The sequence below is a fragment of the Pseudomonas sp. 86_A genome, from assembly GCF_017491705.1.
GTDB lineage: Bacteria > Pseudomonadota > Gammaproteobacteria > Pseudomonadales > Pseudomonadaceae > Aquipseudomonas > Aquipseudomonas koreensis.
Genome location: NZ_JAFGYS010000001.1, coordinates 395772 through 420178 on the forward strand (window position 1 = coordinate 395772; position 24407 = coordinate 420178).

Consider the following 24407-nt stretch of genomic DNA (forward strand, 5'->3'; position numbering starts at 1 on the left):
TTCGCGGCCGCGCTTTCTTCATCCTCTTTAAAGCCGATTAAAAGCCGCCGCTCCGCTGGTTTCGCATGATAGGCGCATGACGACGCCCATTCCCTACACCAGCATCACCGCCGCACATTGGCAGCCCGCTCTCGGAACACCGGGAGAGGTTGTCGAGGGCCTGCGCGATATCGATCAAGCGATTCATATCGTGCTGTCTACGCCGAAAGGCAGCGACCCGCACCGGCCAGAGTTCGGCAGTGATCTCCATCTTTACCTTGATTGGCCCGAGAACCGAGTGACGCCACACCTGGTGCGCGAGGCGGTCGACGCGATTCGCCGCTGGGAAACCCGCGTCTCTGTTGCGAAGGTCGAGGTGATTATAGAGGCCCCACGGATCACGTTGAGGGTGCAGTGGCGGGTAGCAGATGGCGTCCTACAGTTGACGGAGGTGCCCTTTGCGCGAGCTGCCTAAACCTGTTTTTGTGGACGTAAACCCTGCGGCAACTGAAGCCGCGCTCATCGCCCGCTATGAGGAGAAGTCGGGCAAAACCTTGTATCCGGCACAGGTTGAGCGGCTTTTCATTGACCAGATTGCTTATGCCGTGACCCGCCTAGAGGCGGCGATTCAGAACGGCGGTCAGCAGCTCCTGGTGCGGTACGCGAAAGGCCCGATTCTGGATTACCTGGGCGAACTGGTCGCGACCCCTAGACTGCTAGCGATTCCTGCTCGATGCACGCTGCGCTTCGCAGTGCCTACGGCGGTGCCGCAACCGTTGCTGATTCGTGCCGGCACGAAAGTCAGCACCCAAGATGGCAAGCTCACGTTTCTGACCGATCAGGACGTCGTTATTCCAGTTGGTCAAACTGCAATCAACGCGACTTCGACATGCCTGACGGCTGGCGTACTGGGCAACGGCTGGGCCGCCGGCCAAATCAGCATCATCACCGGCCCGCCAGCGGCGGGCATGACGGCCGCCAACATCACTACAACCGTTGATGGCGCCGAGGATGAAGAAGATGACCGCTACCGCGAGCGAATCATTCTTGCGCCTGAAGCGTTCAGTAATGCCGGCAGCCGAGGCGCCTACCGATATCACGCGCTGGCGGTTCATCAGTCGATTACCGATGTTGCGGTACACGGCCCCGATGAGGGGCAGCCGGACGGCCACGTTGCGCTGTTCCCACTTACGAATACGGGCCTGCCATCTGCCGAATTGCTGGAGCGCGTCCGCTCTCAGATTACCGGCGAAAAACTGCGCCCCCTGTGCGATACCGTGCACGCGTACTCGCCGGTTGAAGTCAGCTATCAGATCAAGGCCCGAATCACGTTCTACGCCGAAGCTGACCGGACCGGCGCTATGGCCGCCGCAAATGCGGCCGCTTACGCCTACTCACAAGATCGCCGCGCCGGGTTGGGCCGAGATCTTGTTAAGGAGCAACTAACCGCGCTTCTGCAGGTGAATGGCGTTTACAGGGCCGATCTCGAGTTCCCGAGCGCACTGCGTGTGCTGGAAACGAACGAATGGGCCAATTGCTCCTCGATCTTGCTCATAGACGCGGGGGTGGCAAATGGCTGATCAAGAATTGCCGCCGGCGCTGGCCAGCGACGAGCGCTTTTCGATCCTTTGCGATTTGCTCCAGGAGTCGCTGGACGGGATAGACATCAATGCGATGCTCGTCTATCTCGTCGACCTGATGAAACCCTCGATCCTCCCGCACCTGGCTGACCAATTCTCGCTCATGGATGAGGTGGCATGGCTGCTCGCCGAATCAGATGACGCTAAACGAAACCTCATCAAAAGCGCCGCTGAGTTGCACCGTTTCAAGGGCACGCCCTGGGCGATTCGGGAAGTTTTCCGAGTATTGGGCTTCGGGGAAATCCGAATCGACGAAGGCGTAAGCCCCGGTGCGGACAGCGATTCGGTTTGGTCGCTTTATCGGGTGGCGCTTCTGGAGCGGGTCATCACCAACGAACAAGCGGCCATGTTGCGCCGCCTTCTTCTCACCGTCGCTCCTGCGCGCTGCCGATTGGTCGACCTCGACTATCAGGCTGTACCGCTTCGGTACAACGGCTTGGCGAATTACGACGGTCAATACAACCACGGGAGTAGCAACTGATGGCAAACCTACCTGAGCCGTCCGAATGGGCAGAAGGCGTTTACCAGATCGAGACGGCAGATCCGGTGCTTGGCGGCCCTGACGGAATCGCTAACAAGGCGGCAAGGGCCCTTGCGAGCCGAACCGTGTGGCTGAGGGCGAAGTTCGAAGGGCTTGTCGACGGCACAATATCCGCGTTCAAGGCCACCAGGCTTGCAACGGCGCGCAAGTTGTCTGTCAGCGGGGCCGCCACTGGCAGCGCCAACTTTGACGGCAGCGCGGATGCAAATATCTCGCTAACCCTTGCTGACAGCGGCGTTGCGGCAGGCACCTACCAGAAAGTCACCGTGAACCTTAAAGGGCTGGTGACAGCAGGTAGCGCGCTGGCCGCTTCGGATATCCCGAATTTGGACTGGAGCAAGATCGCCTCCGGCAAGCCAACAACACTTGGCGGGTACGGAATTACTGACGGCGCGTCGGGGGTAAACGGAACGGCCCTCGTGGCACGTAAACTCGAAACTCCCCGAAGTATCTCCATCAGCGGGGCGGCGGGTGGCAGCGCGGCATTCGATGGGACAGCTAACGTCGGCATAGCCATAACGCTTGTCGACTCAGGCGTAGTAGCGGGCAGCTATTCGAAGGTCACCGTCAACGCTAAAGGTTTGGTTGTCGGTAATGCAGCGCTTTCACCAGCAGATATTCCTGGCTTGGACTGGTCAAAAATCACCAGCGGAAAGCCAACCACTCTCGCAGGCTATGGGATCGCTGACACCTATACCGCCACCCAAACAAACCAAGTGGTGAACAACGCCATTGCAGCCTTTTCTGCGCCCAATATTGGCGTGCCGGCGCTGGTGAACGGTTTTGCGGACGGCAATTCGTCCCGCTTCTGGAAAGCAAACGGCAACGTCTATGTGAGCCTTGATATCAGCAGGTGGATTAGTAATGGCAACGGCGCGCTTCTGATTTTTACTCTCCCGCCGGGCTTCCGGCCCCTCATTCGGGTCTGTGGAACCGGTGACTGGGTGACGCAAAGCCCCTTGGGCTTCGGCTTTCTGTCATGGCGGGCTGAGGTGAGCGGAGAAGTCGTTCTCGATTATTCGATTGGTTCTACTGCTGGCGCGAGTGGATACGCCTGCCAGTTAAGTTTCTGCGTGCAAGCCGCTTAGGAGGCAAACATGATTTTTGTAATTAGCGCAGCCGGTGGCTTTCTTCATACAGCGGAAGACAACGCCGGGTATTCGGATTGGACAGCCGCGCCACTCCCGCAGCCATGCTGGAATCCTCGTTTCGTTGGCAAAAGAAACAAGGACACGGGCGAATGGGTAGGCCATTGGGTTCACGATGGAGAGCCGGCGCCGACGGACTATGAACTCTGTTCAAAGGTGGACTTTTTCGCCGACAAAGTGCGCCAGGCTGTCGCTGGTGACCCGTTACGAGCAGTTGAGTACGACCGGGCGGCATCCGAGGCACAGTTGTTTAAAGACGCCGGGTATCCCGCCGACGCTGTGCCGCGCGCTGTCGCGGCGTGGGCTATCAATGGGCGCACGGCCACCGAAGCCGCCGACAGCATCCTCGCCGAGGCCGCGCAATACGCGGAGGTGCTTTACCTCATTCGTGAACTTCGGCTGCAGGCGAAAGAGCTGATTCGGCAAAAGATCGCAGCCGGCACATATGAAGAGGCAAAGCAGGTTGCTGCGGCCGCAATTGAAGCCATTCAGGACGCTGCCACAGGCGTCGGTAACGCGAAAGGCCAACCATGAGTGCCATTCAATTGTTGTTCAGCCGCTCCCGCAGTCCGATGGCCGCCCTAATCAGGGCGGCCACCTGGTCACGCTGGAACCACGTGGCTTTGGTGGCCAATGGCGAGGTGATTGAAGCTACGCCGGTCTATGGCGTGCGACAGATCAAGCTCAAGGACGCTATCAGCCGGGCGAGCGATTCCACCCTTGTTGAACTGCCGGCCCGCGATCCTCAGCGGATCATTGAGGCCGCCCATAGCCAACTCGGCAAACCCTATGACTGGACAGCCGTCCTCGGCCTTGGCCTGCATCGTGACTGGCAGGAGCGGGACGCCTGGTTCTGTTCCGAGCTGATCGCCTGGTCGGCGGCCGAAGCGGGCGAGCCTTGGTACCGCTGTGAAAGTCTGCGCCGGGTAACGCCGCAGCATTTATGGATGCTTCCGCCCGTGGGCGAGCTGTGCACGTGGTGAGATAAAAGAGGGCGGCCGGTTCAAGTGTTGGAGCACCTGAACCGGCCGTCTGTAGGCAGATGTAGCCTGCGAACCGACCTAGGCCCCCTCGCTCGCGCGAGCGGACGGGAGCCTACCAGAAGTGCAAAAGGTTTGCAGATGATGCAAGAAGTCCGTTGTGGTCAGTGCCGTAGGTTGCTCGCGAAGATTTTGCCGCCGAGCGAAGTTCAAATAAAGTGCCCCCGCTGCGGGGCATTCAACCACCAGAAGGCCGTGAGCCTCGTTTCTCAAGCGCCGCCGAGCGCCGATGATAGAGGCTGTCATGGAAAAGCAACGCAAAGCCCCAGGCCGTAACGGGTTCAAATACAAACCGCAGTTCGGCGTCATCGTGGTTTGTCCCAATGAATCAGAGCAACAGAGCGCCTTTCAACAGCTCAAGTCCCTTGGCTACAAAGTCCGGGTGGTGTGCGTATGAAGGTTCAGGTTTCCCACCGTTGTTCCGACTTCAATAGCTACCGGGCCGCTCGGGTCAAATCCTTATTCAACGTGGAATCGGGCTGCGATGTCGACATCGCGTCCGATCTGCCGATTGAGGATTTGCCGTGGAAGATCGGCGTCATTGTCGGGCCGTCAGGTTCTGGCAAAACGACGCTGGGCAAGGCCATCGGCGCGCTCTACAACCCGCGTTGGCCGAAAAACCTGCCGATCATTGATGCGATAGATCCGATGGGGTCTTTCGATGATGTGACCGGCGCGCTTTCGGCCGTTGGCTTGGGCTCGGTGCCGACCTGGCTTCGACCTTTTGCGGTGCTGTCCAATGGGGAACAGTTCCGGGCGAACCTGGCCAGGCTCGTTTGTGAAGCGCCCGGCATGGCTGTCGTCGATGAGTTCAGTTCGGTAGTTGACCGGCAGATCGCTCGCGTGGGCGCTGCCGCTTTCGCCAAGGCTTGGCGCCGGACGTCCGGGCAGGTCGTTCTCCTGTCCTGCCACTACGACATCCTCGACTGGGTGCAGCCCGATTGGGTTTACGACACCGGTACCGGCGAATTTCATCGGGGGTGGCTTCGGCCAAGACCAGGCTTTGAGCTTGAGATCCGCGAGGCTAAGCAGCGCGACTATGCCCTGTTTGAGCCGCATCACTATCTAAAGCTGCCCCCGATGGTCGCGTCCACGCACTACGTCGGCTGGGTCAACGGGGAACCGGTGGCACATATCGCGTTTTCAACCCGGCCGGGGTTGATTGAGGCGCGGGCGTGCCGCCTGGTGGTGATGCCTGAGTGGCAAGGCGCCGGGGTCGGGATGCGTTTCCTGAACGCCTTGTGCGGCCAGTGGCTGGAAGGGAGTAACCGCTACGGCCGCCCGTTACGCACGCTGTTCCATACGAGCCACCCCGGACTCGCGGCCGCGCTTCGCCGGGACAAGCGTTGGACACAAGTCTCGGCCGCTTTGATAGGCGGCAACTACGCCAAGAGCCGCCAAAGCCTTAAGGAGAGCAACCGCCGTCTCGGCCGACACGCCAGCGCCGGCAGCGGTTTCGGTGGCCACTTCCGGGCGGTTCAGGGTTTTCGTTACCTTGGGGAGAGCGCATGCGAGTAGCGATCATCGGCCAGAAGTGGCTGGCGGCCGAGCTTTTGAAACGTTGCCTGGCTGAAGGTCACCAGGTGGTGATAGCCATCAGCCCGGCACTCGGCGCCGATGGAGAATACGACCGCCTCTATGCTGCAGCACAACAGCACGGCGTGCCGGTCGGCTGTACTCAGGGTTGTTTGGACGCTGACCAGGTGCCGGTATGCGACGTGATCCTCACCGCTCACGCCCACGTATATGTAAATGAAGAAGTCCGCGCCAAGGCCGCGCATGGCGCGCTGGGCTATCACCCCTCGTTGCTGCCAAGGCACCGAGGACGGGACGCGGTTCATTGGGCTATTCACATGAAGGAACCAGTGACGGGCGGCACGGTGTATTGGCTGGATGACGGGGCGGACACCGGCCCGATACTCGCCCAGGACTGGTGTCACATCCGACCAGACGACACGCCACAAGTGTTATGGCGCCGGGAATTGGCGCCTATGGGACTTCGACTGTTCTCGCAGGCGCTGGCCATCCTCGATGCCGGCGCCGACTGCAAAGGTCGCCCGCAGGATTCTGCCTTGGCTACCTGGGAACCAGGCGTATCGAACAGGCGGCTATCGGGATGAAACGACGAAGGCCCCACAAGGGGCCTTCTTTATGCAATTCTTTTGCACTATGTGAAACTGAATCCTCATTCATTTATCGCGCATCAAGGCCCGAATTTTTCGCGCCGCGCATCATCCAGTTCACGGGCGACGTTCACAGCAGGCGAATCCTTGTGCAGGTCATCGGCCTTGGCGCGCAGGATCTGCCACTGCTCCAGATCGATCGCGCCCTGGCCGAGCAGGTCGTCGGCGATGCGTTGCAGATCGAAATAGTGAGCGTCGGGGGATTGCTGCCAGTAGGTCTGGTCGTCGAACAGGCGCTGCCAGCTTGTGAGGTCTGGGGGTTGCAGGTCGTCGCTCATGCTCAATCCTCCACGGTATTACGGTGTAGAGGCTGCGCGACGAAACGGAGTTCAACCCAATCCCTGCAGGAGCTGCCGAAGGCTGCGATCTTTTTCAAGATCAAAGTCAAAAGATCGCAGCCTGCGGCAGCTCCGACATTAGTTGCAGTGCACCGGTCAGTAGCCGGTCATCTCCAGATAGCCACGCCCGCCATGGCTGCCGCTGATCCGCACCGGCCCTTCCCAGTAAGGAATGCGCAGGTTCATCCAGGCGTTGGGGTTCAGTGCCGACAGGCTGATGTCGAGGTGTTTGTCGGGAATGCTGATGGTCCAGCGCACCGGCATCGCGCGGCCGGCAACTGTCGCGGTGTCTTGCGGGACAAGTTTGATTTGTTCGCTGCGCAGGGTTTGCGCCTGACCGTCGGCCGCGATCCAGGTACCGGTGAGGTACGGTGCGCCGTCCTTCTGGCGCATGCGGTAGAGCATGACGTGTTCACCACTGTCCAGGTGCAGGGAGAACCAGTCCCAGCCGGTTTGATTGGCGGTCAGCGGCTGGCTGCTCCACTCACGGTCCAGCCAGGCCGGGCCGCTGACGGTGTAGGTCTGGCCGTCGATTTGCAGGGTGCCGCTGGCTTGAAAAAACGGCTGGCTGTAGTAATACGAGGCCTGGCCCTGCTCGGATTTCTGGCTGAAGCCGTGATCACCCTGCAGCACCAGCGGCCGACTGGATGTGAGGTGCAGTTGATAGGCGAACGATTGATCGCGCGCGCTGAGTTGCATGTCGCTCAACGGCTCCGGTGCCTGACCGGCAAAGCGCCAATCATCGATCCATGCCTCGAACGGTGCCACGTTCACCCCGGCCTGTCCCACGCCGCCCCGGGCATAACGCTCCGCGGCATGATGCGCGGTGGCCGAGGTCACCGCCGCATGCCCGAGCCAGATCGTCTGATTGCCCCAGCCCGGTTGCTGCGGCACCGGTTTCAAAGCACTGCGAAACAGCGTCCACTGCACACCGAAATCATTGCCCTGCGGGTCCTTGAGGTTGGCGGTGACATACCACCATTCGATACGAAATCCCTCGTGAGCGCCGTGATCCGCCGGGAAGCTGAATACCCGCCCCGGCACCACCGGGGTGAATTGCGCAGCCTGATCGCCGAGCCCGGCGAAGCCCTTTTGATCAGGTTGCGGTTGATCACAGCCAACCAGCAGCAGCGCCAGACACAGCGCAACGAGGCTAATCCTCATGGGCAAACGTCCTCAGCAGGTCCGCCGGTTGTGTGCGGTACAACGAATACAGCGGCCACGCCGAAGCCAAAAGCGTCGCCAGCAACGCCAGCCCAAGTAACTGCAACAGTTGCAGCGGGAATATGCGCAACGGAAGACGCCAGCCGAACGCCTGCACGTTGATCACTGCGTCCAGGCACCAGGCCAACGCAATCCCCAACGGCAGCGCCAGCACCAGCGTCAGCACCGCCAGCAGCCAGGTCTGGCCGAGGTTGAGCAGCATCAACTGGCGGCGCGTGACGCCCAAGGCCCACAGCGGCGCCAGTTGTCCGAGGCGGCTCTGGCTCTGGGTCAGCAGGCTGATGAACAGCGCCACACCCGCCACCGCCAGGGTCAGGCTGTTCAGCGCGGCGGTGGCGGCGAAGGTGCGTTCGAACACTTGCACCGACCAACCCTTGAGCCGCGCCTGATCGACGATGCGACTGTCATCGAGCTGAAAGCGCGTTTGCAGCGCAGTCAAAAACGCTGGGATGTCGGGCGGTGCGATGCGCAGGTTGAAACGGTTGGGTGTCAGCGCCGGCCACAGGCGCAGCAGATGATTACTGTTGACCAGCAGATGTCCCTTGGGATTGCCGTAGTCGGCGTAGATCCCGACGATGCGCGGTGACCACGCTCCGCCCGGGGTCGGCAGGCGCAGATGATCACCCGCGCGCACCTTCAGGCGCCGCGCCAGTTGTTCGCTGAGCATCACCGCGTCGTCGTTCGCCAGGTGCGCCCACGGATCCCCGGCAATCCCGTCGAGCAGCGGCCAGTGCTGCCGGTAATACGGATGATCGATCACCCCGAACACATCCGCCGGCCAGCCTTGCAGGGTCACCGCCACCTGCCAGTTGGGCAGCACCGCGCTGACGCTCGGTTGCTGTTTGAGCCAGCTGTACAGCTCGCGCGATTGCGCCGGATTGACCGGGTTGAGGTAAAGCTCGGCGCTCAGGCGTTGTTCGAGCCAGTCGTTGAAAGTCTGGCGAAAACCGGCGGTCATGCTGCCGGCACCGATGTTGGCCGCCAGCGCCAGCAGCAGCGCCATCAGCGCCAGGCTCAGCGCCGGCAGTTGCTGGCGACAGTCGGCGAGAAACCACTGGCCGAGCACCGAGCGACTGCGCCCGAGTAATGGAGTGAGCACCGCGCTGAGCACCACCGGCAACGCCAGCGCCGCACCGAGCAGCAGCCCGGCCATCAACACAAATCCACTGCCGAGGCTGTCACCGAACAGCAACGCCGACAGCGCGATCAGTCCCAGCAACGCCGCCAGCCAACCCTGGCGCCGCAACCAGCGCGCATGCTGCTGATGCCAGGCCTGCGGATCCGCCACCGCCAACAGCGGCAAGCGTGCCGCGCGCAACAGACTGTTGGCACCGGCCAGCAACGCGCCGAACAGGCTCAAGCCAATACCGCTGAACCACCACCACGGACTCAGACGCAACTGCCCCGCCACTTCCGCACCGTACAGACCGCGCAGGCTCGCGGCGACATCCGGCAGCAAAACACTCGCCAGCCAATAGCCACTGATGACGCCGAACACTCCGCCGACCAGCGCCAGCACGCCCAGTTCGACGATCAGGCTGCCGATCAGCATCCGCGCACTCACCCCGCAGGCGCGCAGGGTGCGCAACAATCCACGCCGTTGTTCCAGCGCCAGACCAATGGCCGCGTGAACGATGAACAGCCCGACCACGAACGAGAGAAATCCCAAGGCGTCGAGATTCAGGTGAAAGCTCTCGGTCAGGCGCGCCAGATTGTTTTCTTCGGCGCTGCTTTTGAGCTGCAACTGCCCTTGGAACGCGGCCGGCAGCTCGGCCTGAAAATCCTTGGGCAGTAACAACCGCGACAATTGCCCGGGTTGGTCGAGCAAGGTTTGCGCGACGCCGATATCCACCAGCATCACCCCCGGCGCCATGTCCTTTTGCGCGCGCAGCGGCGGCAGGGTCTGGCCGTTGAGGGTTTGCGGCGTGGCGCCTTCGCTGAGGTTCAAGGCTTGCAGTGTTTCAGGCGAAATCCACGTAGCGCCCGGCGGCGAGAAGAACTCGACGATGCGCTCGATCGGCATCGCCTGCCCGGCCACTGCGGAGTCCGCCGGCAGTGACACCGGTTCGATGCCGATCAGTTGCAGACGCTGATTGTCGTGCTCCTTGAGCAGCAGCCGCCCCTGCAACAGCGGCGAAACCGGCCAGCCTGCGCGGCGCAGATCGACAAACCACTGCTGAGTGAATGTCGCACCGCTCGGCGTGGCGAGACTGGCCTGAGGTTCGCCGCCGATCATCTGGCTGGCCCGGGCGTAACTGTCGCGGGCCTGACTGTTCAGCGCCTCGACCCCGGTCAGCAGGCTGGTCGCCAGCCACAACCCGGTCAGCACACTGAAAAATTGCACCGGATGCCGCCGCCAATGGCTGAGTAGCGCGCGCAGGGTTTGCCAGAAAACGTTCACGTCAGCCGGCCACTGGACAACACCACCCGTTGCGCCAGCCGCGCCGCAACGCGCGGGCTGTGGGTGACCATCAACAGCGTGGTCGGCGTGTCGTCGAGCAACTCGAGTAACAGGCGCAGCACTTCATCGCTGGTGGCTTCGTCGAGGCTGCCGGTCGGCTCGTCAGCCAGCAGCAGTTTCGGCCGCGACGCCAAGGCTCGGGCCAAAGCCACCCGCTGCTGCTGGCCGCCCGACAACTGTTCGGGATAACGCTTGAGCAACTCGCCCAACCCCAGACGCTGCACCAGATGCGCCTGCCAGCGCGGCTCATGGCGCCCGGCCAGACGCGCCTGAAACGCCAGATTGTCCTCGACCCGCAGGCTGCCGATCAGGTTGAACTGCTGGAACACCAGACCGATTTCAGTGCGCCGCCAGTCGGCCAATTGCGCTTCGTTCATGCTTTCCAGCCGATGCTCGCCGCTGCGGATGCTGCCGCGATCAACCTTGTCGAGGCCGGCGATCAGGTGCAGCAAAGTGCTTTTGCCGCTGCCGGATTCACCCATCAGCGCCAGACTGCTGCCGGGCTCGAGGGTCAGGTCGATGCCTTGCAGCACCGGTAACGGGCCTTGGGGGGTGAGGTAACTTTTGAACACGCCTTGAACCTGAAGCATGCCGCCATCCGTTGGGTCAGTGTGGGGCAAGGATAGCGGATTGCGACCTCTTCAGATCAGTGGTGTTTGATCTGGCTTCATCGCTTGCAGGCAAGCTCCTACAAGGGATCGCATTCCAATTGTGGGAGCTGGCAGGCCAGCGATGAGGCCCGCTGGCCCAACGCAAATCTCACTGCCCGGTTGCCACACGGCTCGCCGCCTCACCCGGCGTGACAATGGTGTTCAGGTCAATGTGCTTCCACTCAGGTTTGGCCCCCAACCGCGCATTGAAGCGGTAGTTGAAGGTGAAGTCATCCGCCGTCGGCACCGTCAGCGGCTTGCCATACACCGCCTCGATTCCCGCCAGGTCGTAGCCCATGACCTGCAGCAGGGTCGGGAAGATGTTGTAGTGGCTGGAGCGATCCTTGTTCGCCGGCAACGATTGCGCCCAGTCCGGCCCGTGCAACTGATCGCCCTGGATCACCACCAGCGGCACCAGCCCCTCTTCCTCTACCGGGTCACCGCCGCAGTGCGTATTCAGCCCGGGGTTGCCCCGTTCATGCAGGTCCTGACCGTGATCGGAGGTGTAGATCAACAGCGCATTATTCAGCTTGGCCTGGGCAAAGACCCGGGCGAAGAACTCGCCGACGTTCCACAGCACGGTGTTCTTGTAGGCGTTGCGGTACAGCACCCAATCGTCCGGCTGGCCGTTGAAACCGTCACGCTTGCCGGTATCGGCCACTTCGGTGAACTGCCCGCGCGGCAGCGTCGGACGATACGCCATGAACGCATCGGGGTATTTGTCGTGCACCGGGAAATGCGCGCCGACCTTGTTGATCACCACCAGCTCCGGCTGATCATCATTGAGCAATTCGATCAGCTTCGCGGCGGCGGTCATGTCGCGGTCACGCACGCTGGTCTGGTCAAACTGGACGAATTGGTCGATGTCCTTTTTCTCGGTGTCGGTCATCAGGTTCTGCAAATTGCCGCCGGTGCGCTGGGCGTCGATGTACACGGTGCGCAATCCGGCCTTCTTCGCGTACTGCCAGATTGACGGCAGGGTGCTGTTGATCCGCGTGTAATCGGCGCGGGTCCCGCCGTAGCGCAGGGTGACGTTGGTGTCGGCGCTGCAGTTGGCGATGGACGCGGCGTAGCCGTAGTTGAAGATGTCGACGCCAGGGTGCGCCTGCTTGAGGTTGCTGTGCACCCCGAACGGCGCATTGATGTCGAGGTAATTGCCGGAGATGCTTTCGTCGATGATCAGCACGATGTCGTGATTGATCGCCGCGGTGTTGCGCGCCAACGTTACCGGCTCACGCGGGCCGACCGTGTTGTGCAGCGCTTCATAGGCGAACAGGTTCAGATAGGCCAGCGGCGTGTACATGATCGGCAAACCGCGCGCGCCCTCGCCCGCCCGCAGGAACAACACCGTACTCAACAGCAACACGCCACAAACCGGCGCTGCCACGCGCAACGCGTTGGGCACCACCAGTGCATGACGCGGCTTGAGACCGATGCCGAACAGCAACAGCAGGCCACTGAGCGCGCCGTGAATGATCGCGTCGCGATACTGGTAGGCGGCCTCCTGGAGGAAGCCGCCGGAGTACACCAGCGACACAAAGCTGCTGTAGCTCAGGTAATCCGCGGTGACCCGGGTATAGACATCAAAAAACACCGCCGAGACAAACAGTGCTATTGCGAACAGGTGGCGAATGAGCGCCTGGCGAATATAAGCCGTTAGATATAACGCTAAAGTAAGCGCCAAAAACATCGCGCCAAAAAGAAGTACAGCAAAACTGACGCCGATAGCATTTAACCGCTCAATGTAATATTCGGAATAAAGGAGTAAATAAACAATTAAAAGTAATTCTTTGGCATATCTGAACATGGCGACACCGGACGTGCAAAACGGCAGAGAGTCAAAGGTTTGTCGGTCAGAACCTGACACTAGCACCCGGCCATCAAAGCGCAAGAATTGACTGTTTCTTTTAGAAAGCGTCAAAAAAACGGTGACTCAAATCTGACACACACGAGACGCTACAAGCCTTTAAATTAGTGACTTACAACCGTCCATCGCTTATTTTAATTCTGAACAAATCTGCAGAAAAACAACAAATCCAATCGCAGCAATGACTTGATGGCCAATCGCCAAAAAGCGCTCAAGTGTTATACAGGTGCAACATGTCATTTTGCTGACACGCTTTCCAAACCCTGCGCTATACCCCTTTTACAGTCTTCTTCCGAACTTCTTCTTTTCGCTCTATCGAGGGTGCGCAGATGGACGTGAGCGTATTTGGCACAGGCTATGTCGGATTAATTCAAGCCGCCGCACTTGCAGATGTAGGGCATCGGGTTTTATGTGTTGATATTGACCCCAATAAAATTAAGCAACTGCAACAAGCCGTGCCGCCTATTAGTGAGCCTGGACTCTCCACCACCCTTGAAGAAAACATCAAGGCCGGGCGTTTGTTGTTCAGCACCCAGGCCAGTGACGCGGTGGAGCATGCCGAGCTGATTTTCATCGCCGTGGGTACTCCGGCTGATGAGGACGGCTCCGCCGACCTGAGCCACGTGCTCAATGTGGCCCGGCAGATCGCCTCGTACATGGAGGCTGATCGCACCCTGATCATCAAGTCGACAGTGCCGGTCGGCACGGCGGACCAGGTCGCGGCCAAGGCCAACGAAGAACTGCTGCGCCGTGACCGTAGCAGCCTCAAGGTGCGAGTGGTGTCCAACCCTGAGTTCCTCAAGGAAGGCAGCGCCCTCGCCGATTGCATGCGCCCGGACCGGATCATCGTCGGCACCCGTGACGACGCGGCTCGCGAGCAGATGAGCGAGCTGTACGCGCCGTTCTGCCGCAACCACGAAAAACTGATGTTCATGGACAACCGCAGCGCCGAGCTGACCAAGTACGCGGCCAATGCGATGCTCGCCACACGCATCAGTTTCATGAACGAACTGGCCAACCTCACCGAACTGCTGGGCGCCGACATCGAAGCCGTGCGCAAAGGCATCGGCTCCGATCCGCGCATCGGCTACCACTTCATCTACCCCGGTTGCGGCTTCGGCGGCTCGTGCTTCCCCAAGGATCTGCGTGCCCTGCTGCACACCGCCGAACACAACGGCATGCCGCTGAAACTGCTGCGCAGCGTGACCGACGTCAACGACAGCCAGCGGCACATCCTCTTCAGCAAACTCAAGGCGCAGTTTCCGCAAGGCCTGGCCGGCAAGTCGATCGCGATCTGGGGCCTGGCGTTCAAACCCAATACCGATGACATGCGCGAAGCCCCCAGCCGCTACCTGATGGACGCGTTGTGGGCCGAAGGCGCCAGCGTGCAGGCCTACGATCCGGAAGCCATGTCCGAATGCCGGCGCCTGTACGGCTATCGCAACGACCTGCACCTGTGCGCCACCCGCGACGACACCCTGGAAGACGCTGACGCGCTGGTGATTTGCACCGAGTGGAAGAATTTTCGCGTGGTCGATTTCGAGCTGCTGGCAAGCAAGCTGCGCTCGAAGGTGATTGTCGACGGTCGCAACCTCTACAACCCGGAACACGTGGCTGCCGCCGGCCTGCATTACAGCGGCATCGGCCTGCGCCACATCGCTCCGCAAGGACTGCGCCCATGAAAATCCTGGTCACCGGCGCAGCCGGCTTCATTGGCGCCCATTGCGTGTTGCGGCTGATGCGCGACGGGCATGCGGTGGTCGGTCTGGATAATTTCAACGGGTACTACGATCCGCAACTCAAACACGATCGCGTGCAATGGGTTCGCGATCAGGTCGGGCATTTCCCGCTGGCGCGGATTGATCTGGCCGATGCCGCCGCAATTGAGGCGCTGTTTGTCCGCGAGCAGCCGCAAGTGGTGATCCACCTCGCGGCGCAGGCCGGGGTGCGCTACTCGCTGGAAAACCCGAAGGCCTATCTGGACAGCAACCTCTGCGGTTTCCTGAACATTCTTGAAGGCTGCCGGCATCATCCGGTCAAGCACCTGATCTACGCCTCGTCGAGTTCGGTATACGGCGCCAACCAGCACACCCCGTATTCGGTGCACGACGGCGTCAATCACCCGCTGTCGCTGTACGCCGCGACCAAAAAAGCCAACGAGCTGATGGCCCACAGCTACAGCCACCTATTCGGCATTCCCAGCACCGGCCTGCGCTTTTTCACCGTGTACGGCCCCTGGGGTCGGCCCGACATGTCGCCGATCCAGTTCGCCCGGGCGATCACCGAAGGCACGCCGCTGAAACTGTTCAACTACGGCGAACACCAGCGCGACTTCACCTACATCGACGACATCGTCGAAAGCATCGCGCGCCTCACCGACCATCCGCCGCACAACCACCCGGAGTGGGACCGCGAACACCCCGACGCGGGCAGCAGCATGGCGCCGTGGTGCCTGTTCAACATCGGCGGCCACCACCCGGTGGAGCTGAAAACCTATCTGGCGCTGATGGAAAAACACCTCGGCCAGAAAGCCATTGTCGAGCTCTTGCCCCTGCAACCGGGCGATGTGCTCAACACCTGTGCCGAGACCGACGATCTGGCCCAGGCCACCGGGTTCCAGCCCCGGATCGAGCTGGATGAAGGACTGGGGCGTTTCATCGCCTGGTTTCGCGACTACTACCCCACTGCCTATCGCCCACGCGCCGCTCGCGGCTGAACATCAGCGGAGGACCCCATGACTGGACATGAGCAAGGTGTACCGATCCATCAGATGCGCCGCGACAAGCGCATGGATCCCGAGCATCGAATGCGCCTCGATACCGCCATCCACATGCAGGGCCGTGGCTGGTTGACCGGCCGAGACGGTGGCCGGCCGTGGACGCTGTCGCGCACCAACCGCGTGCTGGCCTGCTTGGGTGCGCTGGTGATTCTGGTGGTGTGCTCGCCGCTGCTGCTGGGGCTGGCGCTGGCCATCAAGTTCACCAGCCCGGGACCGGTGATGTTCGTGCAGAAACGCACCGGCTATCGCGGCCGCAAATTCGGCATGTACAAGTTCCGCACCATGGTGTGCAACGCCGAAGAGCTGAAGGAATCGCTGCGCCACCTCAACAAGCACGGGGTCGACGCCATTGATTTCAAGATCGACAAGGACCCACGCATCACCGGGATCGGCGGTTTCCTGCGGCGCACCAGCCTCGACGAACTGCCCAACCTGATCAACGTGGTGACCGGTGACATGCGCCTGGTCGGCCCCCGTCCGACCTCGTTCAACGCTTACCGCTACAAGGACAGCCATCTCGCGCGCCTGAGCATCTACCCCGGCATGACCGGCCTGTGGCAGATCTCCGGGCGCAGCAACATCGACTTCGACCAGCGCGTTGAGTTGGACCTCAGCTATATCGCCGAGCAAAGCCTTTTGCTTGATCTGAAGATCCTGTTGAAAACCCCCTTCAAAGTATTCAGCGGCCACGGAGCAAGCTAATGGACGGTTCAACCAACAAAAGCCTGAGCATTGCCAACCCCAGCGAATCGAACCTGATCTCGACCGTGCTGGACCTGGATCTGCGGATCCTCTTTCTGACCGCCGCCAACCCCGGCGCCGGCACCACCACCAGTGCCTTGGCGCTGGCCAGCCAACTGGCGCAGATGAGCAGCGGCCAGGTGCTGCTGGTGGATGCCAGCCAGTCGGCGGGCAACCTCACCCAGCAACTGAATCTGGGCAAGGAGCGCGGCCTGCGCGACCTGCTGTTCAACCCGGACAACACGCCGCTGTTGCAGGACTGCGTGGTACAGGTGTCGAGCCTGCCGTTCGATGTGCTGCCCAACGGCCGGCCGATCCGCACCTTGGAACACCTGACGGCCGAGCGCCTGGGGCCGTTGCTTGATCAACTCGGCAGCCAGTATCGCTTCGTGGTGATCGACGGTGACGCGGTGTATTCGGCCGCCGACACGCTGGTGCTCAGCACTCAGGTCGATGGCGTGGTGTTTGTGGTGCGCGGCGAAGACACCCGCTGGGAAGTCGCCCAGGCCGCCGTGCAACGCCTGACCCAGGCCGGGGCAAAAGTGGTCGGCAGCGTGTTCAACCGCCGCAAGTACTACATGCCCAAGTGGCTCTACAAAAACCTGTAAGCAAACGCGAAGGATGACGCCATGAACGCCAAGATACTTGTTCTGCTGATGCTGCCGCTTGCAGGCTGCTCCAGCACTTCCGAAACCCAGAACATGCCGGTGAATATCCTCACCGCCACGCCGGCCAACGCCCAGGCGACCGATATGCCCAAGGTCGAACAGACCCTGCGCCCGCAAGACGTGCTGGATGTGATCTTCCACATCAGCACCAGCGGCTCGGACGCCTACCGCGTGCAGTCGGGTGACCAGATCGGCCTGAACTTCACCGCCGCCAGCCAGCTCAACGGCAACCAACTGGTGCTGCCCGACGGCACCATCAACCTGCCGGGGGCCAACACCTCGGTGAAAATCGCCGGGCTGACCAGCGATGAGGCGCGCAATGAAATCCAGCGCGCCTATCAGCGCAAGCAGCTGTTCCAGCCCAACCGCAATCAGCTGACGGTACAAATCATCAGCCCGCTGACCAATGAGCAGAACCTGAAAAGCGCCCTCAATCACCCGGCCACCGGCATGAGCCGCGAGATCACCGTGGGTACCGACGGCTATGCAAGCTTCCCGGAAATCGGCGCCGTGCCGCTGCAAGGCATGACCGTCAATCAACTGGAAACCTTCCTCAACCAGAAGTACGCGCAATTGCCGGGACGGATGAGCGTCGATGTGTTGCTCAAATCCACCGCCGGCAACGAGATCTACGTGCTGGGCGAAGTCGGCCAGCCGGGGTCCTATCCGATCCGCCGTCCGGTGTCGGTGCTTGAAGCGCTGACCCTGGCGCGCGGCACCAACGTCAAGGCGCGTCTGGACTCGGTGGTGATCATGCGCCGCAACGGCAATCAGGTGCAGGCCGTGCACTACGACGTGGAAAAAGCCCTGGCGGGCGACGCGTCGCAGATCGCCTACCTGCAACCCGACGACATGCTGTTCGTGCCGAAAACCAAACTGGCAAGTGCCGGCGATCTGGCTCGGCAACTGGCAGACGTGGTGTTGTTCCAGGGCGTGGGATTCAGCTTCGGCTACCGCGTCGACAACAAAAGCAGCAGCAGTAACTGACTCCCAGGTGAACGATCATGAATCCAAAGGAAAACTACCTGCATGAGTTCTTCAGGATCTTCTTCGCCAACAAGCAACTGGTGAAACGGGTCTTCCTGATCTTTGCAGTCATCGCCCTGCTGCTGCCATTGGTGCTCAAACAGAGCTTCGATATCACCGCCCAGGTGATCGTGCAGTCGAAAAAACTCTCCCAGGGTGACGCCACCACGTCCCTCACGGTCGATAACGCCACCTTCATTCCGCCGTCGCTGGCGGACATGGAAACCGAAAGCAATATCCTGCGGTCACCGGCGCTGATCCGCCAGACCATCAGCGAGCTGCGCGACAAGGGCGAGTACAACCCGCCGGTGGGCATGTTCGCCAAACTGGTGAGCGACCCGTTCCGGCGCTACGTCTCCTCGCCGCTGCGTGAGTATGTGATCAACCCGCTGCGCAACATGCTCGGGCTGCAAACCGACCCGGTGCGCGACACCGTGCTCGACGGCCTCACTCAACAGGCCCTCGACAGCCTGAAGATCGAGACCCTGCCCGGCTCCAACGTGATCTCGATCGTCTACAGCTTCCCCGATCCGCACCAGGGCACGACGTTCGTCGCCACCCTGCTGCAAAACTATCTGGGCAGCCGTCAGGCGCTGCAATCGATCGACCTGCCGCAATCCTTCTACGAAACCAAGAAGCACCTGTATCAGGTGCGTCTCGACGGCCTGGAAGGCAATCGCCAGGCCCTGCTGGAAAGTGTCGGCTCGTCCGATCCGAAGGAAGAAATCACCTTCCGCCTGAACGCGATCAACACCGAAGAGCAAGCCCTGAACCTGTACCAGGACCGCCTGTTGCAGAGCCAGCGCTGGCTCGAATACCTGAAAACCGCGCTGGCCGCCGCCAGCACCAACAAGCTCAACGACTACACCTTCCCCTATACCTTCACCACCACCGTCGACAACGTGGCGTTCGAGGATCGCGAAGTCAAACAACTGGGCGAGCAACTGACCACCCAGGTCAGCCGCTACATGAATGACCTTGCGGTGTTCCAGCCCGGCAGCGAGCCGATGCTGCTGACCCGCGAGCAGATCGCCCGCACCCGCCAGCAGTTCCTCAAAGTGGTGAGCAACCGCATTCAGGAGCGCACCAACGACCTGGCCGTGGTGCAACAGGTGATCAATCAGAAAACCGCGCGCATCGCCGACTTCAAGAACCGCATCCACACGTTGCAGCAGACCCAGAGCAAGCTGCGGCAGATGGACACTGAAATCGACGCGCTGCACACGGCGTTCTCGACCTACGCGCAGCGCTTTGCCGAAAGCAGCACGGCCGGTGCGCTCAACGACGACCTGTCGAACGCCAAGGTCCTCAGCCCGCCGTTCGAACCGACGGAGCCGGCCTTCCCCAAACCGCTGCTGATCATCCCGTTCGGGCTGTTCACCGGGCTGCTGCTGGCGATTGCCCTGGTCTATGTGCGTGAGTTCTTCGATCACCGTTTCAAACACCCTGCGCAAATCACCCACGAACTGGGCCTGCCGGTGTTGCTGGTGATCAACGACGAGAACGTGCTGCCGAGCAATCCGCACAAGAACTGGACCGTGCCGAGCTTTGTGCACTGGGTGCGCAATTGAACACGCTGTCCACCCCGAACGCCGCGCTGCCGATCATTCATTTGCTCAGCAGCGGCGGCTTCTATGGCGCCGAGCGCATGTTGCTCGATCACTGTCTGGCGACCCCCGGGCAGCACCAAGTGCTGTTTCTCGATGCACCGCCAGCGTTGATCGCGCGCTTTCGCGAGGCCGGGGTGGACTGCCGTGGCTGTGCCGGACTCGGTGAGTTGTTGCGTCACCTGCGCGCCCGGCGCAGCGAACAGCCGCTGATCAACACCCACAACTTCAAGGGGCTGCTGTTCGGTTGGGTCGGCGCGACGCTGTTGCGGTTGCCGCTGGTCATCACCCAGCACGGCTTCACCCCGCGCAGCCACAAGCAGAAGTTCTACACCTGGCTGAGTCTGCAGCTGTGCCGCACCGCGTCGGTGGACCGCGTGGTGTGCGTGGCCGAGAGCATCGCCGTGCTGCATCGTCAGGCCAGCGTGCAGGCGGAAAAGCTGCAGGTGATCCCCAACGGATTGCCGGCCGCTGCCGCGCTGATCAGCACCGTTGACCGCCAGCGCTGGCTGGCCGGTTACGTCGGGCGCCTGAGCAGCGAGAAAGGCCCGGACCTGTTTCTCGATGCGCTGATTCCGCTGTGTCACCAGCATCCGCAACTGGATGCGGTGATGCTCGGCGACGGCCCGGAACGCGACAGGCTGCAGGCGCGAATCGACGCCGCCGGACTGTCGCAACGGATTCGCCTGCCGGGCTACCAGACCGCCATGCAACCGTGGTGGCAGCGCCTGGATGCCCTGGTGATCAGCTCGCGCACTGAAGGCACGCCGATGATTCTGCTCGAAGCCATGCAGGCCGGCGTGCCGGTGGTGGCGTTCGCCGTCGGCGGTATTCCGGATGTGCTGGAACATCGACATAACGGCCTGCTGGCGACACCCGCCGACAGCGCCGCCCTCGCCCGCCAGCTCGACAACCTGCTGATCGAGCCGGATCTGGCCCGGCAGTTGTGCGACAACGCAAAGCGTACGCAACAGGATCGCTACGACCTCAAGGCCTTGGCCGAACGCTGGTCGCAGCTGTACATCCGCACGGCACGGGAGGCACGCGCATGATTTTCCCGCTCTCGATCGTCACTCTGCTCGGCCTGGTGTGCATCGGTCTGCTCGCCAGCCCTTATCCGTTTCTGGCGCCGGGCGCAGTCTTTGCCCTGGTGGGTTTCACCGTGTTGTATCGCAAGCCGACCTGGGGCCTGCTGGGGATTGCCGCGCTGGTGCCGTTCGAAGGCTTCTTCAAGGACAGTGCGCTGTCCGGGAGCAAACTGATCGGCGCGTCACTGGCGGTGATCCTGATGCTGCAACTGGCCATGCACCAGATTCCCTCCGAGCGTCTGCGCAGCAATATCTGGCGGTTTTTGCTGTGGTTTCTGGTCCTGTATTTCCTCAGCCTGCTCAACACCGATGACCTGGGCATGTCGCTGGGGCATCTGCGCGAGCTGAGCGTCGGCCTGATCCTGTTTGTCATCACCCTGCTGATCGGTCGCGAGTTGAACCTCGACCTGTTCGCCAGACTGGTGACCCTGAGTGTCAGCGCCACCTGCGCCATGGCCATGTTCTCGACCAAATTCCAGGACCAGGGGCGCGCGGCCGGGTTGCTCGAAGATCCCAACGCCTTCGCCCTGCTGATCGCCTTCGCCATTCCGCTGGCGCTGCTGCTGGTGATTCGCGGGCCGAACCTGCTGCACCGGTTGTTCTGGGGCGCCTGCTGCCTGCTGCTGCTCGGTGGCATGACCAAGACCGAGTCGCGCTCCGGGCTGGTGGTGGTGGCCTTGAGTCTGTTGATCGGCGGCTGGCACTACCGCACCCAACTGACCCGGATCCGCCCACGGCACCTGGGGTTCGCCATGCTCGGCGCGGCCATCGTGATTCCGCTGGCGATCTACGCGATGCCCGCCGGTTACATCGCGCGCATTCAATCCCTGAGCGTGCTCAGTGCCGGGGCCAAGGGCCACGACGACGAATCCCTCGGCCGCCGCGCCTCGTACATCGTGGTCGGCGGGCAGATGATCCGCGAGAACCCGCTGCTCGGCTCCGGCCCCGGCACCTTCCCGCTGCACTACGCGACCACCGGGTACGCCAAGGCGTTTTCCGCCAACCGCAAGATCGGCGACCTGTACCGCCGTGCGCACAACACCTACCTGGAAATCTTCAGTGAACTGGGGATTCCTGCCGGCCTGCTGTTCGTCGGCATGCTCGGCCTGGGCCTGTACAACCTGATCCGCGCCCGCGCCGCGTGGCTGCAACGACGTGACTGGCAACAGGCGGACCTGATGACCCACCTCGGCGTGAGCTTCCTGTCGCTGACCCTGTTCCTGATGTTCCTCAGCGCACCGAACCAGAAATACGTGTGGATCATGCTCGCGCTGACCAGCGTCCTGCGCCTCAAAGCCGAACAAGCCCCCCTGAGCGAGGCCCGCGCATGAGCCGGATCAGCATCATCATCCCGATGTACAACGAGGCCCGGCATATCGGTCGCACGCTGCTGGCCGCGCAAAAAGCCGCGCATGCGGCCAATCTCGAGTGCGAATTGATCGTGGTCGACAACGGCTCGGACGACGACGGTCCGCACATCGCCCGCGCATTTGGCGCGCAGGTGCTGGTGCTGCCGGGGCTGCTGATCGGCGCCCTGCGCAATCGCGGCGCACTGCTGGCGAGCGGCGAGTGGATCGCGTTCATCGACGCCGACGTCGAGATGCCCGAGGACTGGCTCCAGTCGTTGTTCGAACTGCAAGCCGAGGGTCAGGCCGACGTCTTCGGTCTCGACCTGCACACCCCCGCCGCCGCGCCGTGGTACGCCGCCGCCTGGCAACGGCGCACGCTACGCCCGTCGAGTCAGGGGTCGCACGCGGTGGATTGGTTGCCCAGTTCCAACCTGCTGATGCGCCGGCGCTGGTTCGACAAGGTCGGCGGGTTCAATGAACACCTGCGCACCGGCGAGGACAAGGAATTCACCCTGCGCCTGCACGAACAAGGCGCGCGGCTGCTGTCGGTGAACAGCAGCGTGGCCCTGCATTGGGGCTACGAGATGAACTGGCGCGAGTGGATGGGCAAGGAAATGTGGCGTCAGGGCAGTCATCTGCAACTGCTGCGCACCCACGGTTTCAGCTTGCGGCTGCTGCGCTTTCCGCTGCTCTCGCTCGGCGCGTGGCTGCTCGACCTGTTGGCGATTTCCGCGCTGCTCAACGGCTTCCCGCATCACGCCGCCGTCATGGTGCTGCTGACCACGATACCGGCACTGGTGCTGAGCATTCGCCAGAGTTCACGCCATCACGACGTGGGCCTGACCCTGCAACTGTGGGGCCTGCACTGGTTGCGCCTGCATCTGGCGGGCGCGGCGTTGCTACTCAGTCTGTGTCATTGGACCGCCAGGAGGCCTGCCCGTGGCTGAATTCATTTTCTGGCTGTGCCTGCTGCTGCCGGTGTACGCCTACCTCGGCTATCCGCTGCTGCTGACCGTGCTGGCGCCGCTGTTCCCGGCCTGGCGCCACACCCCGGCGCCACCGCTGAACATCAGCATCGTGATTGCCGCGCACAACGAGGCGCGGCACATCGAGCACAAGTTGCGCACGCTGCTGGCGCAGGATTACCAACCGGCCACGTTGCAGATCATTCTCGCCAGCGACGGCTCCACCGATGACACCGTGGCCTGCGCGCACAAGGTGGTTGATTCGCGCATCAGCGTGCTCGACCTGCCGCGCCAGGGCAAAGCGGCGACGCTGAATGCCGGCGTGGCGCTGGCGGCCGGCGACATCCTGGTGTTCACCGATGCCGACAACCAATGGTCGCGGGAAACCCTCGGCTACCTGCTCGCGCCACTGAATGACCCGAACGTCGGCGCCTGCGCCGGGCACATGGTGATTCCGGTGACCGGCGGCGGCCTGAGCGTCGGCGACAGCCTGTATCGGCATTACGAAGGCTGGCTGCGCCGGGTCGAGAACCGCACCGGCTGCATGGTCTCGGCCGACGGCGCCCTGCTCGCGCTGCGTCGCGAGCTGTTCCAGAGCGTGCCGGCGGAGGTCAATGACGACTTCTTTCTCAGCACCTGTGCACCGGTGGCGTTCAAGCGCATTGTGTACGTGCCCGAGGCGCAAGTGATCGACCACGGCGTGGACGAAGCGGACAAGCAGTTCCGCCGCCGTCAGCGCGTCACCGTCGGTGGCCTGCAAAGCCTCGCCCAACGCAGTGAGCTGCTCAACCCACTCAAACATGGCCTGTATTCGCTGGCGCTGATCAGCCACAAGCTGATCCGCCGCCTGGCACCGATCCTCCTGCTGCCGTTGCTGCTGAGCAACTTCTGGCTGTGGGACGACCACGGTTTCTATCGACTGGCCCTGATCGCCCAACTGTTCGGCTACGCCATTGCGCTGGCCGGGTTGCTGGACTCGCAACATCGCTTGCCCAAACCGTTTCGTCTGGCCGCGTTCCTGCTGGTCACCCTCGCCGGGATGAGTCTCGGCCTGTGGCAGTTCCTGCGTGGCCACCGATATGCCCAGTGGAATCCCGAACAGAACCGTTAGAG

25 protein-coding genes are annotated in these 24407 nt (G+C 62.0%); 20 read left to right on the top strand and 5 right to left on the bottom strand.

The features are described from left to right. Positions 1-76 precede the first annotated feature (76 nt). The 10 genes from J5M57_RS01930 to J5M57_RS01975 all read left to right on the top strand — a co-directional run bounded on the left by J5M57_RS01930 (position 77) and on the right by J5M57_RS01975 (position 6468). Entirely contained in the window at positions 77-454 is a 378-nt protein-coding gene (locus J5M57_RS01930; protein ID WP_207848876.1) for a GPW/gp25 family protein, read from the top strand. After that, entirely contained in the window at positions 438-1559 is a 1122-nt protein-coding gene (locus tag J5M57_RS01935) for a baseplate J/gp47 family protein (RefSeq protein ID WP_207848875.1), read from the top strand. Before J5M57_RS01930 ends, J5M57_RS01935 begins: the two co-directional genes overlap by 17 nt. Further along, positions 1552-2100, top strand: coding sequence for a phage tail protein (locus J5M57_RS01940; RefSeq protein WP_207848874.1), 549 nt, complete (start codon positions 1552-1554; stop codon positions 2098-2100). The genes J5M57_RS01935 and J5M57_RS01940 overlap by 8 nt, the downstream gene beginning before the upstream one ends. Beyond that, positions 2100-3248, top strand: a complete 1149-nt coding sequence (locus tag J5M57_RS01945) for a hypothetical protein (RefSeq protein WP_207848873.1) — start codon at positions 2100-2102, stop codon at positions 3246-3248. The genes J5M57_RS01940 and J5M57_RS01945 overlap by 1 nt, the downstream gene beginning before the upstream one ends. Positions 3249-3257: 9 nt before the next feature. Continuing rightward, on the top strand, positions 3258-3842 hold the full coding sequence (locus J5M57_RS01950; RefSeq protein WP_207848872.1) for a phage tail protein: 585 nt from the start codon (positions 3258-3260) through the stop codon (positions 3840-3842). Then, the gene (locus J5M57_RS01955) at positions 3839-4291 is read left to right on the top strand and encodes a YiiX/YebB-like N1pC/P60 family cysteine hydrolase (RefSeq protein ID WP_207848871.1); all 453 of its coding nucleotides are present in this window, start codon (positions 3839-3841) and stop codon (positions 4289-4291) included. Before J5M57_RS01950 ends, J5M57_RS01955 begins: the two co-directional genes overlap by 4 nt. A gap of 132 nt (positions 4292-4423) precedes the next feature. Next, positions 4424-4624: a Com family DNA-binding transcriptional regulator gene (locus tag J5M57_RS01960; RefSeq protein WP_207848870.1), complete on the top strand. Its 201-nt coding sequence runs from the start codon at positions 4424-4426 to the stop codon at positions 4622-4624. Further along, positions 4593-4745 (top strand): hypothetical protein, encoded by a 153-nt coding sequence (locus J5M57_RS01965; protein ID WP_165557507.1) that lies wholly within the window; start codon positions 4593-4595, stop codon positions 4743-4745. The genes J5M57_RS01960 and J5M57_RS01965 overlap by 32 nt, the downstream gene beginning before the upstream one ends. Continuing rightward, a complete protein-coding gene (locus tag J5M57_RS01970) occupies positions 4742-5866 on the top strand; it encodes a GNAT family N-acetyltransferase (protein ID WP_207848869.1) in 1125 nt (374 codons plus the stop codon). Before J5M57_RS01965 ends, J5M57_RS01970 begins: the two co-directional genes overlap by 4 nt. Beyond that, on the top strand, positions 5857-6468 hold the full coding sequence (locus J5M57_RS01975; RefSeq protein WP_207848868.1) for a formyltransferase family protein: 612 nt from the start codon (positions 5857-5859) through the stop codon (positions 6466-6468). The genes J5M57_RS01970 and J5M57_RS01975 overlap by 10 nt, the downstream gene beginning before the upstream one ends. 83 nt (positions 6469-6551) lie before the next feature. Here J5M57_RS01975 and J5M57_RS01980 read toward each other — a convergent pair whose 3' ends face one another. The 5 genes from J5M57_RS01980 to J5M57_RS02000 form a co-directional block, all read right to left on the bottom strand. After that, on the bottom strand, positions 6552-6809 hold the full coding sequence (locus J5M57_RS01980) for a hypothetical protein (protein WP_207848867.1): 258 nt from the start codon (positions 6807-6809) through the stop codon (positions 6552-6554). A gap of 156 nt (positions 6810-6965) precedes the next feature. Next, positions 6966-8033 carry a lipocalin-like domain-containing protein gene (locus J5M57_RS01985; protein WP_207848866.1) on the bottom strand — a complete coding sequence of 356 codons (1068 nt, stop codon included), beginning with the start codon at positions 8031-8033 and terminating at the stop codon, positions 6966-6968. Continuing rightward, positions 8023-10494, bottom strand: coding sequence for an FtsX-like permease family protein (locus J5M57_RS01990; RefSeq protein WP_207848865.1), 2472 nt, complete (start codon positions 10492-10494; stop codon positions 8023-8025). The genes J5M57_RS01985 and J5M57_RS01990 overlap by 11 nt, the downstream gene beginning before the upstream one ends. Then, positions 10491-11144 (bottom strand): ABC transporter ATP-binding protein, encoded by a 654-nt coding sequence (locus tag J5M57_RS01995; RefSeq protein ID WP_083368660.1) that lies wholly within the window; start codon positions 11142-11144, stop codon positions 10491-10493. Before J5M57_RS01995 ends, J5M57_RS01990 begins: the two co-directional genes overlap by 4 nt. 169 nt (positions 11145-11313) lie before the next feature. Next, entirely contained in the window at positions 11314-13011 is a 1698-nt protein-coding gene (locus tag J5M57_RS02000) for a sulfatase-like hydrolase/transferase (RefSeq protein WP_207848864.1), read from the bottom strand. Between the two features lie 389 nt (positions 13012-13400). Between J5M57_RS02000 and J5M57_RS02005 the strand changes: the two genes are divergently transcribed. Genes J5M57_RS02005 through J5M57_RS02050 form a run of 10 tightly spaced genes read left to right on the top strand, consistent with a single transcriptional unit; the run spans position 13401 to position 24405 of the window. Further along, a complete protein-coding gene (locus J5M57_RS02005; RefSeq protein WP_064588123.1) occupies positions 13401-14753 on the top strand; it encodes a UDP-glucose/GDP-mannose dehydrogenase family protein in 1353 nt (450 codons plus the stop codon). Beyond that, positions 14750-15787: an NAD-dependent epimerase gene (locus J5M57_RS02010; RefSeq protein ID WP_169843718.1), complete on the top strand. Its 1038-nt coding sequence runs from the start codon at positions 14750-14752 to the stop codon at positions 15785-15787. Before J5M57_RS02005 ends, J5M57_RS02010 begins: the two co-directional genes overlap by 4 nt. Before the next feature lie 18 nt (positions 15788-15805). Continuing rightward, positions 15806-16552: a sugar transferase gene (locus J5M57_RS02015; protein ID WP_207848863.1), complete on the top strand. Its 747-nt coding sequence runs from the start codon at positions 15806-15808 to the stop codon at positions 16550-16552. Beyond that, positions 16552-17199, top strand: coding sequence for a CpsD/CapB family tyrosine-protein kinase (locus J5M57_RS02020; protein WP_169843716.1), 648 nt, complete (start codon positions 16552-16554; stop codon positions 17197-17199). The genes J5M57_RS02015 and J5M57_RS02020 overlap by 1 nt, the downstream gene beginning before the upstream one ends. Before the next feature lie 21 nt (positions 17200-17220). Then, positions 17221-18246, top strand: coding sequence for a polysaccharide biosynthesis/export family protein (locus tag J5M57_RS02025; protein WP_064588127.1), 1026 nt, complete (start codon positions 17221-17223; stop codon positions 18244-18246). 17 nt (positions 18247-18263) lie between these two features. Further along, positions 18264-19856 (top strand): Wzz/FepE/Etk N-terminal domain-containing protein, encoded by a 1593-nt coding sequence (locus J5M57_RS02030; protein WP_083368656.1) that lies wholly within the window; start codon positions 18264-18266, stop codon positions 19854-19856. Next, positions 19853-20944 carry a glycosyltransferase family 4 protein gene (locus J5M57_RS02035; RefSeq protein ID WP_083368655.1) on the top strand — a complete coding sequence of 364 codons (1092 nt, stop codon included), beginning with the start codon at positions 19853-19855 and terminating at the stop codon, positions 20942-20944. Before J5M57_RS02030 ends, J5M57_RS02035 begins: the two co-directional genes overlap by 4 nt. Continuing rightward, on the top strand, positions 20941-22311 hold the full coding sequence (locus J5M57_RS02040) for an O-antigen ligase family protein (RefSeq protein ID WP_207848862.1): 1371 nt from the start codon (positions 20941-20943) through the stop codon (positions 22309-22311). The genes J5M57_RS02035 and J5M57_RS02040 overlap by 4 nt, the downstream gene beginning before the upstream one ends. After that, positions 22308-23276: a glycosyltransferase gene (locus J5M57_RS02045; protein ID WP_207848861.1), complete on the top strand. Its 969-nt coding sequence runs from the start codon at positions 22308-22310 to the stop codon at positions 23274-23276. Before J5M57_RS02040 ends, J5M57_RS02045 begins: the two co-directional genes overlap by 4 nt. After that, positions 23269-24405 (top strand): glycosyltransferase, encoded by a 1137-nt coding sequence (locus J5M57_RS02050; protein ID WP_207848860.1) that lies wholly within the window; start codon positions 23269-23271, stop codon positions 24403-24405. The genes J5M57_RS02045 and J5M57_RS02050 overlap by 8 nt, the downstream gene beginning before the upstream one ends. The last annotated feature ends 2 nt before the right edge of the window (positions 24406-24407 follow it).

Bases quoted from the DNA above. Each gene is read 5' to 3' on its own strand.
- J5M57_RS01945 (WP_207848873.1), top strand. From the start codon at position 2,100: ATGGCAAACCTACCTGAGCCGTCCGAATGGGCAGAAGGCGTTTACCAG.
- J5M57_RS02015 (WP_207848863.1), top strand. From the start codon at position 15,806: ATGACTGGACATGAGCAAGGTGTACCGATCCATCAGATGCGCCGCGAC.
- J5M57_RS02020 (WP_169843716.1), top strand. From the start codon at position 16,552: ATGGACGGTTCAACCAACAAAAGCCTGAGCATTGCCAACCCCAGCGAA.
- J5M57_RS01985 (WP_207848866.1), bottom strand. From the start codon at position 8,033: ATGAGGATTAGCCTCGTTGCGCTGTGTCTGGCGCTGCTGCTGGTTGGC.
- J5M57_RS01940 (WP_207848874.1), top strand. From the start codon at position 1,552: ATGGCTGATCAAGAATTGCCGCCGGCGCTGGCCAGCGACGAGCGCTTT.
- J5M57_RS02000 (WP_207848864.1), bottom strand. From the start codon at position 13,011: ATGTTCAGATATGCCAAAGAATTACTTTTAATTGTTTATTTACTCCTT.
- J5M57_RS02005 (WP_064588123.1), top strand. From the start codon at position 13,401: ATGGACGTGAGCGTATTTGGCACAGGCTATGTCGGATTAATTCAAGCC.
- J5M57_RS01930 (WP_207848876.1), top strand. From the start codon at position 77: ATGACGACGCCCATTCCCTACACCAGCATCACCGCCGCACATTGGCAG.
- J5M57_RS02030 (WP_083368656.1), top strand. From the start codon at position 18,264: ATGAATCCAAAGGAAAACTACCTGCATGAGTTCTTCAGGATCTTCTTC.
- J5M57_RS02045 (WP_207848861.1), top strand. From the start codon at position 22,308: ATGAGCCGGATCAGCATCATCATCCCGATGTACAACGAGGCCCGGCAT.
- J5M57_RS01970 (WP_207848869.1), top strand. From the start codon at position 4,742: ATGAAGGTTCAGGTTTCCCACCGTTGTTCCGACTTCAATAGCTACCGG.
- J5M57_RS01980 (WP_207848867.1), bottom strand. From the start codon at position 6,809: ATGAGCGACGACCTGCAACCCCCAGACCTCACAAGCTGGCAGCGCCTG.
- J5M57_RS02040 (WP_207848862.1), top strand. From the start codon at position 20,941: ATGATTTTCCCGCTCTCGATCGTCACTCTGCTCGGCCTGGTGTGCATC.
- J5M57_RS01950 (WP_207848872.1), top strand. From the start codon at position 3,258: ATGATTTTTGTAATTAGCGCAGCCGGTGGCTTTCTTCATACAGCGGAA.
- J5M57_RS01975 (WP_207848868.1), top strand. From the start codon at position 5,857: ATGCGAGTAGCGATCATCGGCCAGAAGTGGCTGGCGGCCGAGCTTTTG.
- J5M57_RS01965 (WP_165557507.1), top strand. From the start codon at position 4,593: ATGGAAAAGCAACGCAAAGCCCCAGGCCGTAACGGGTTCAAATACAAA.
- J5M57_RS01955 (WP_207848871.1), top strand. From the start codon at position 3,839: ATGAGTGCCATTCAATTGTTGTTCAGCCGCTCCCGCAGTCCGATGGCC.
- J5M57_RS02010 (WP_169843718.1), top strand. From the start codon at position 14,750: ATGAAAATCCTGGTCACCGGCGCAGCCGGCTTCATTGGCGCCCATTGC.
- J5M57_RS02025 (WP_064588127.1), top strand. From the start codon at position 17,221: ATGAACGCCAAGATACTTGTTCTGCTGATGCTGCCGCTTGCAGGCTGC.
- J5M57_RS01995 (WP_083368660.1), bottom strand. From the start codon at position 11,144: ATGCTTCAGGTTCAAGGCGTGTTCAAAAGTTACCTCACCCCCCAAGGC.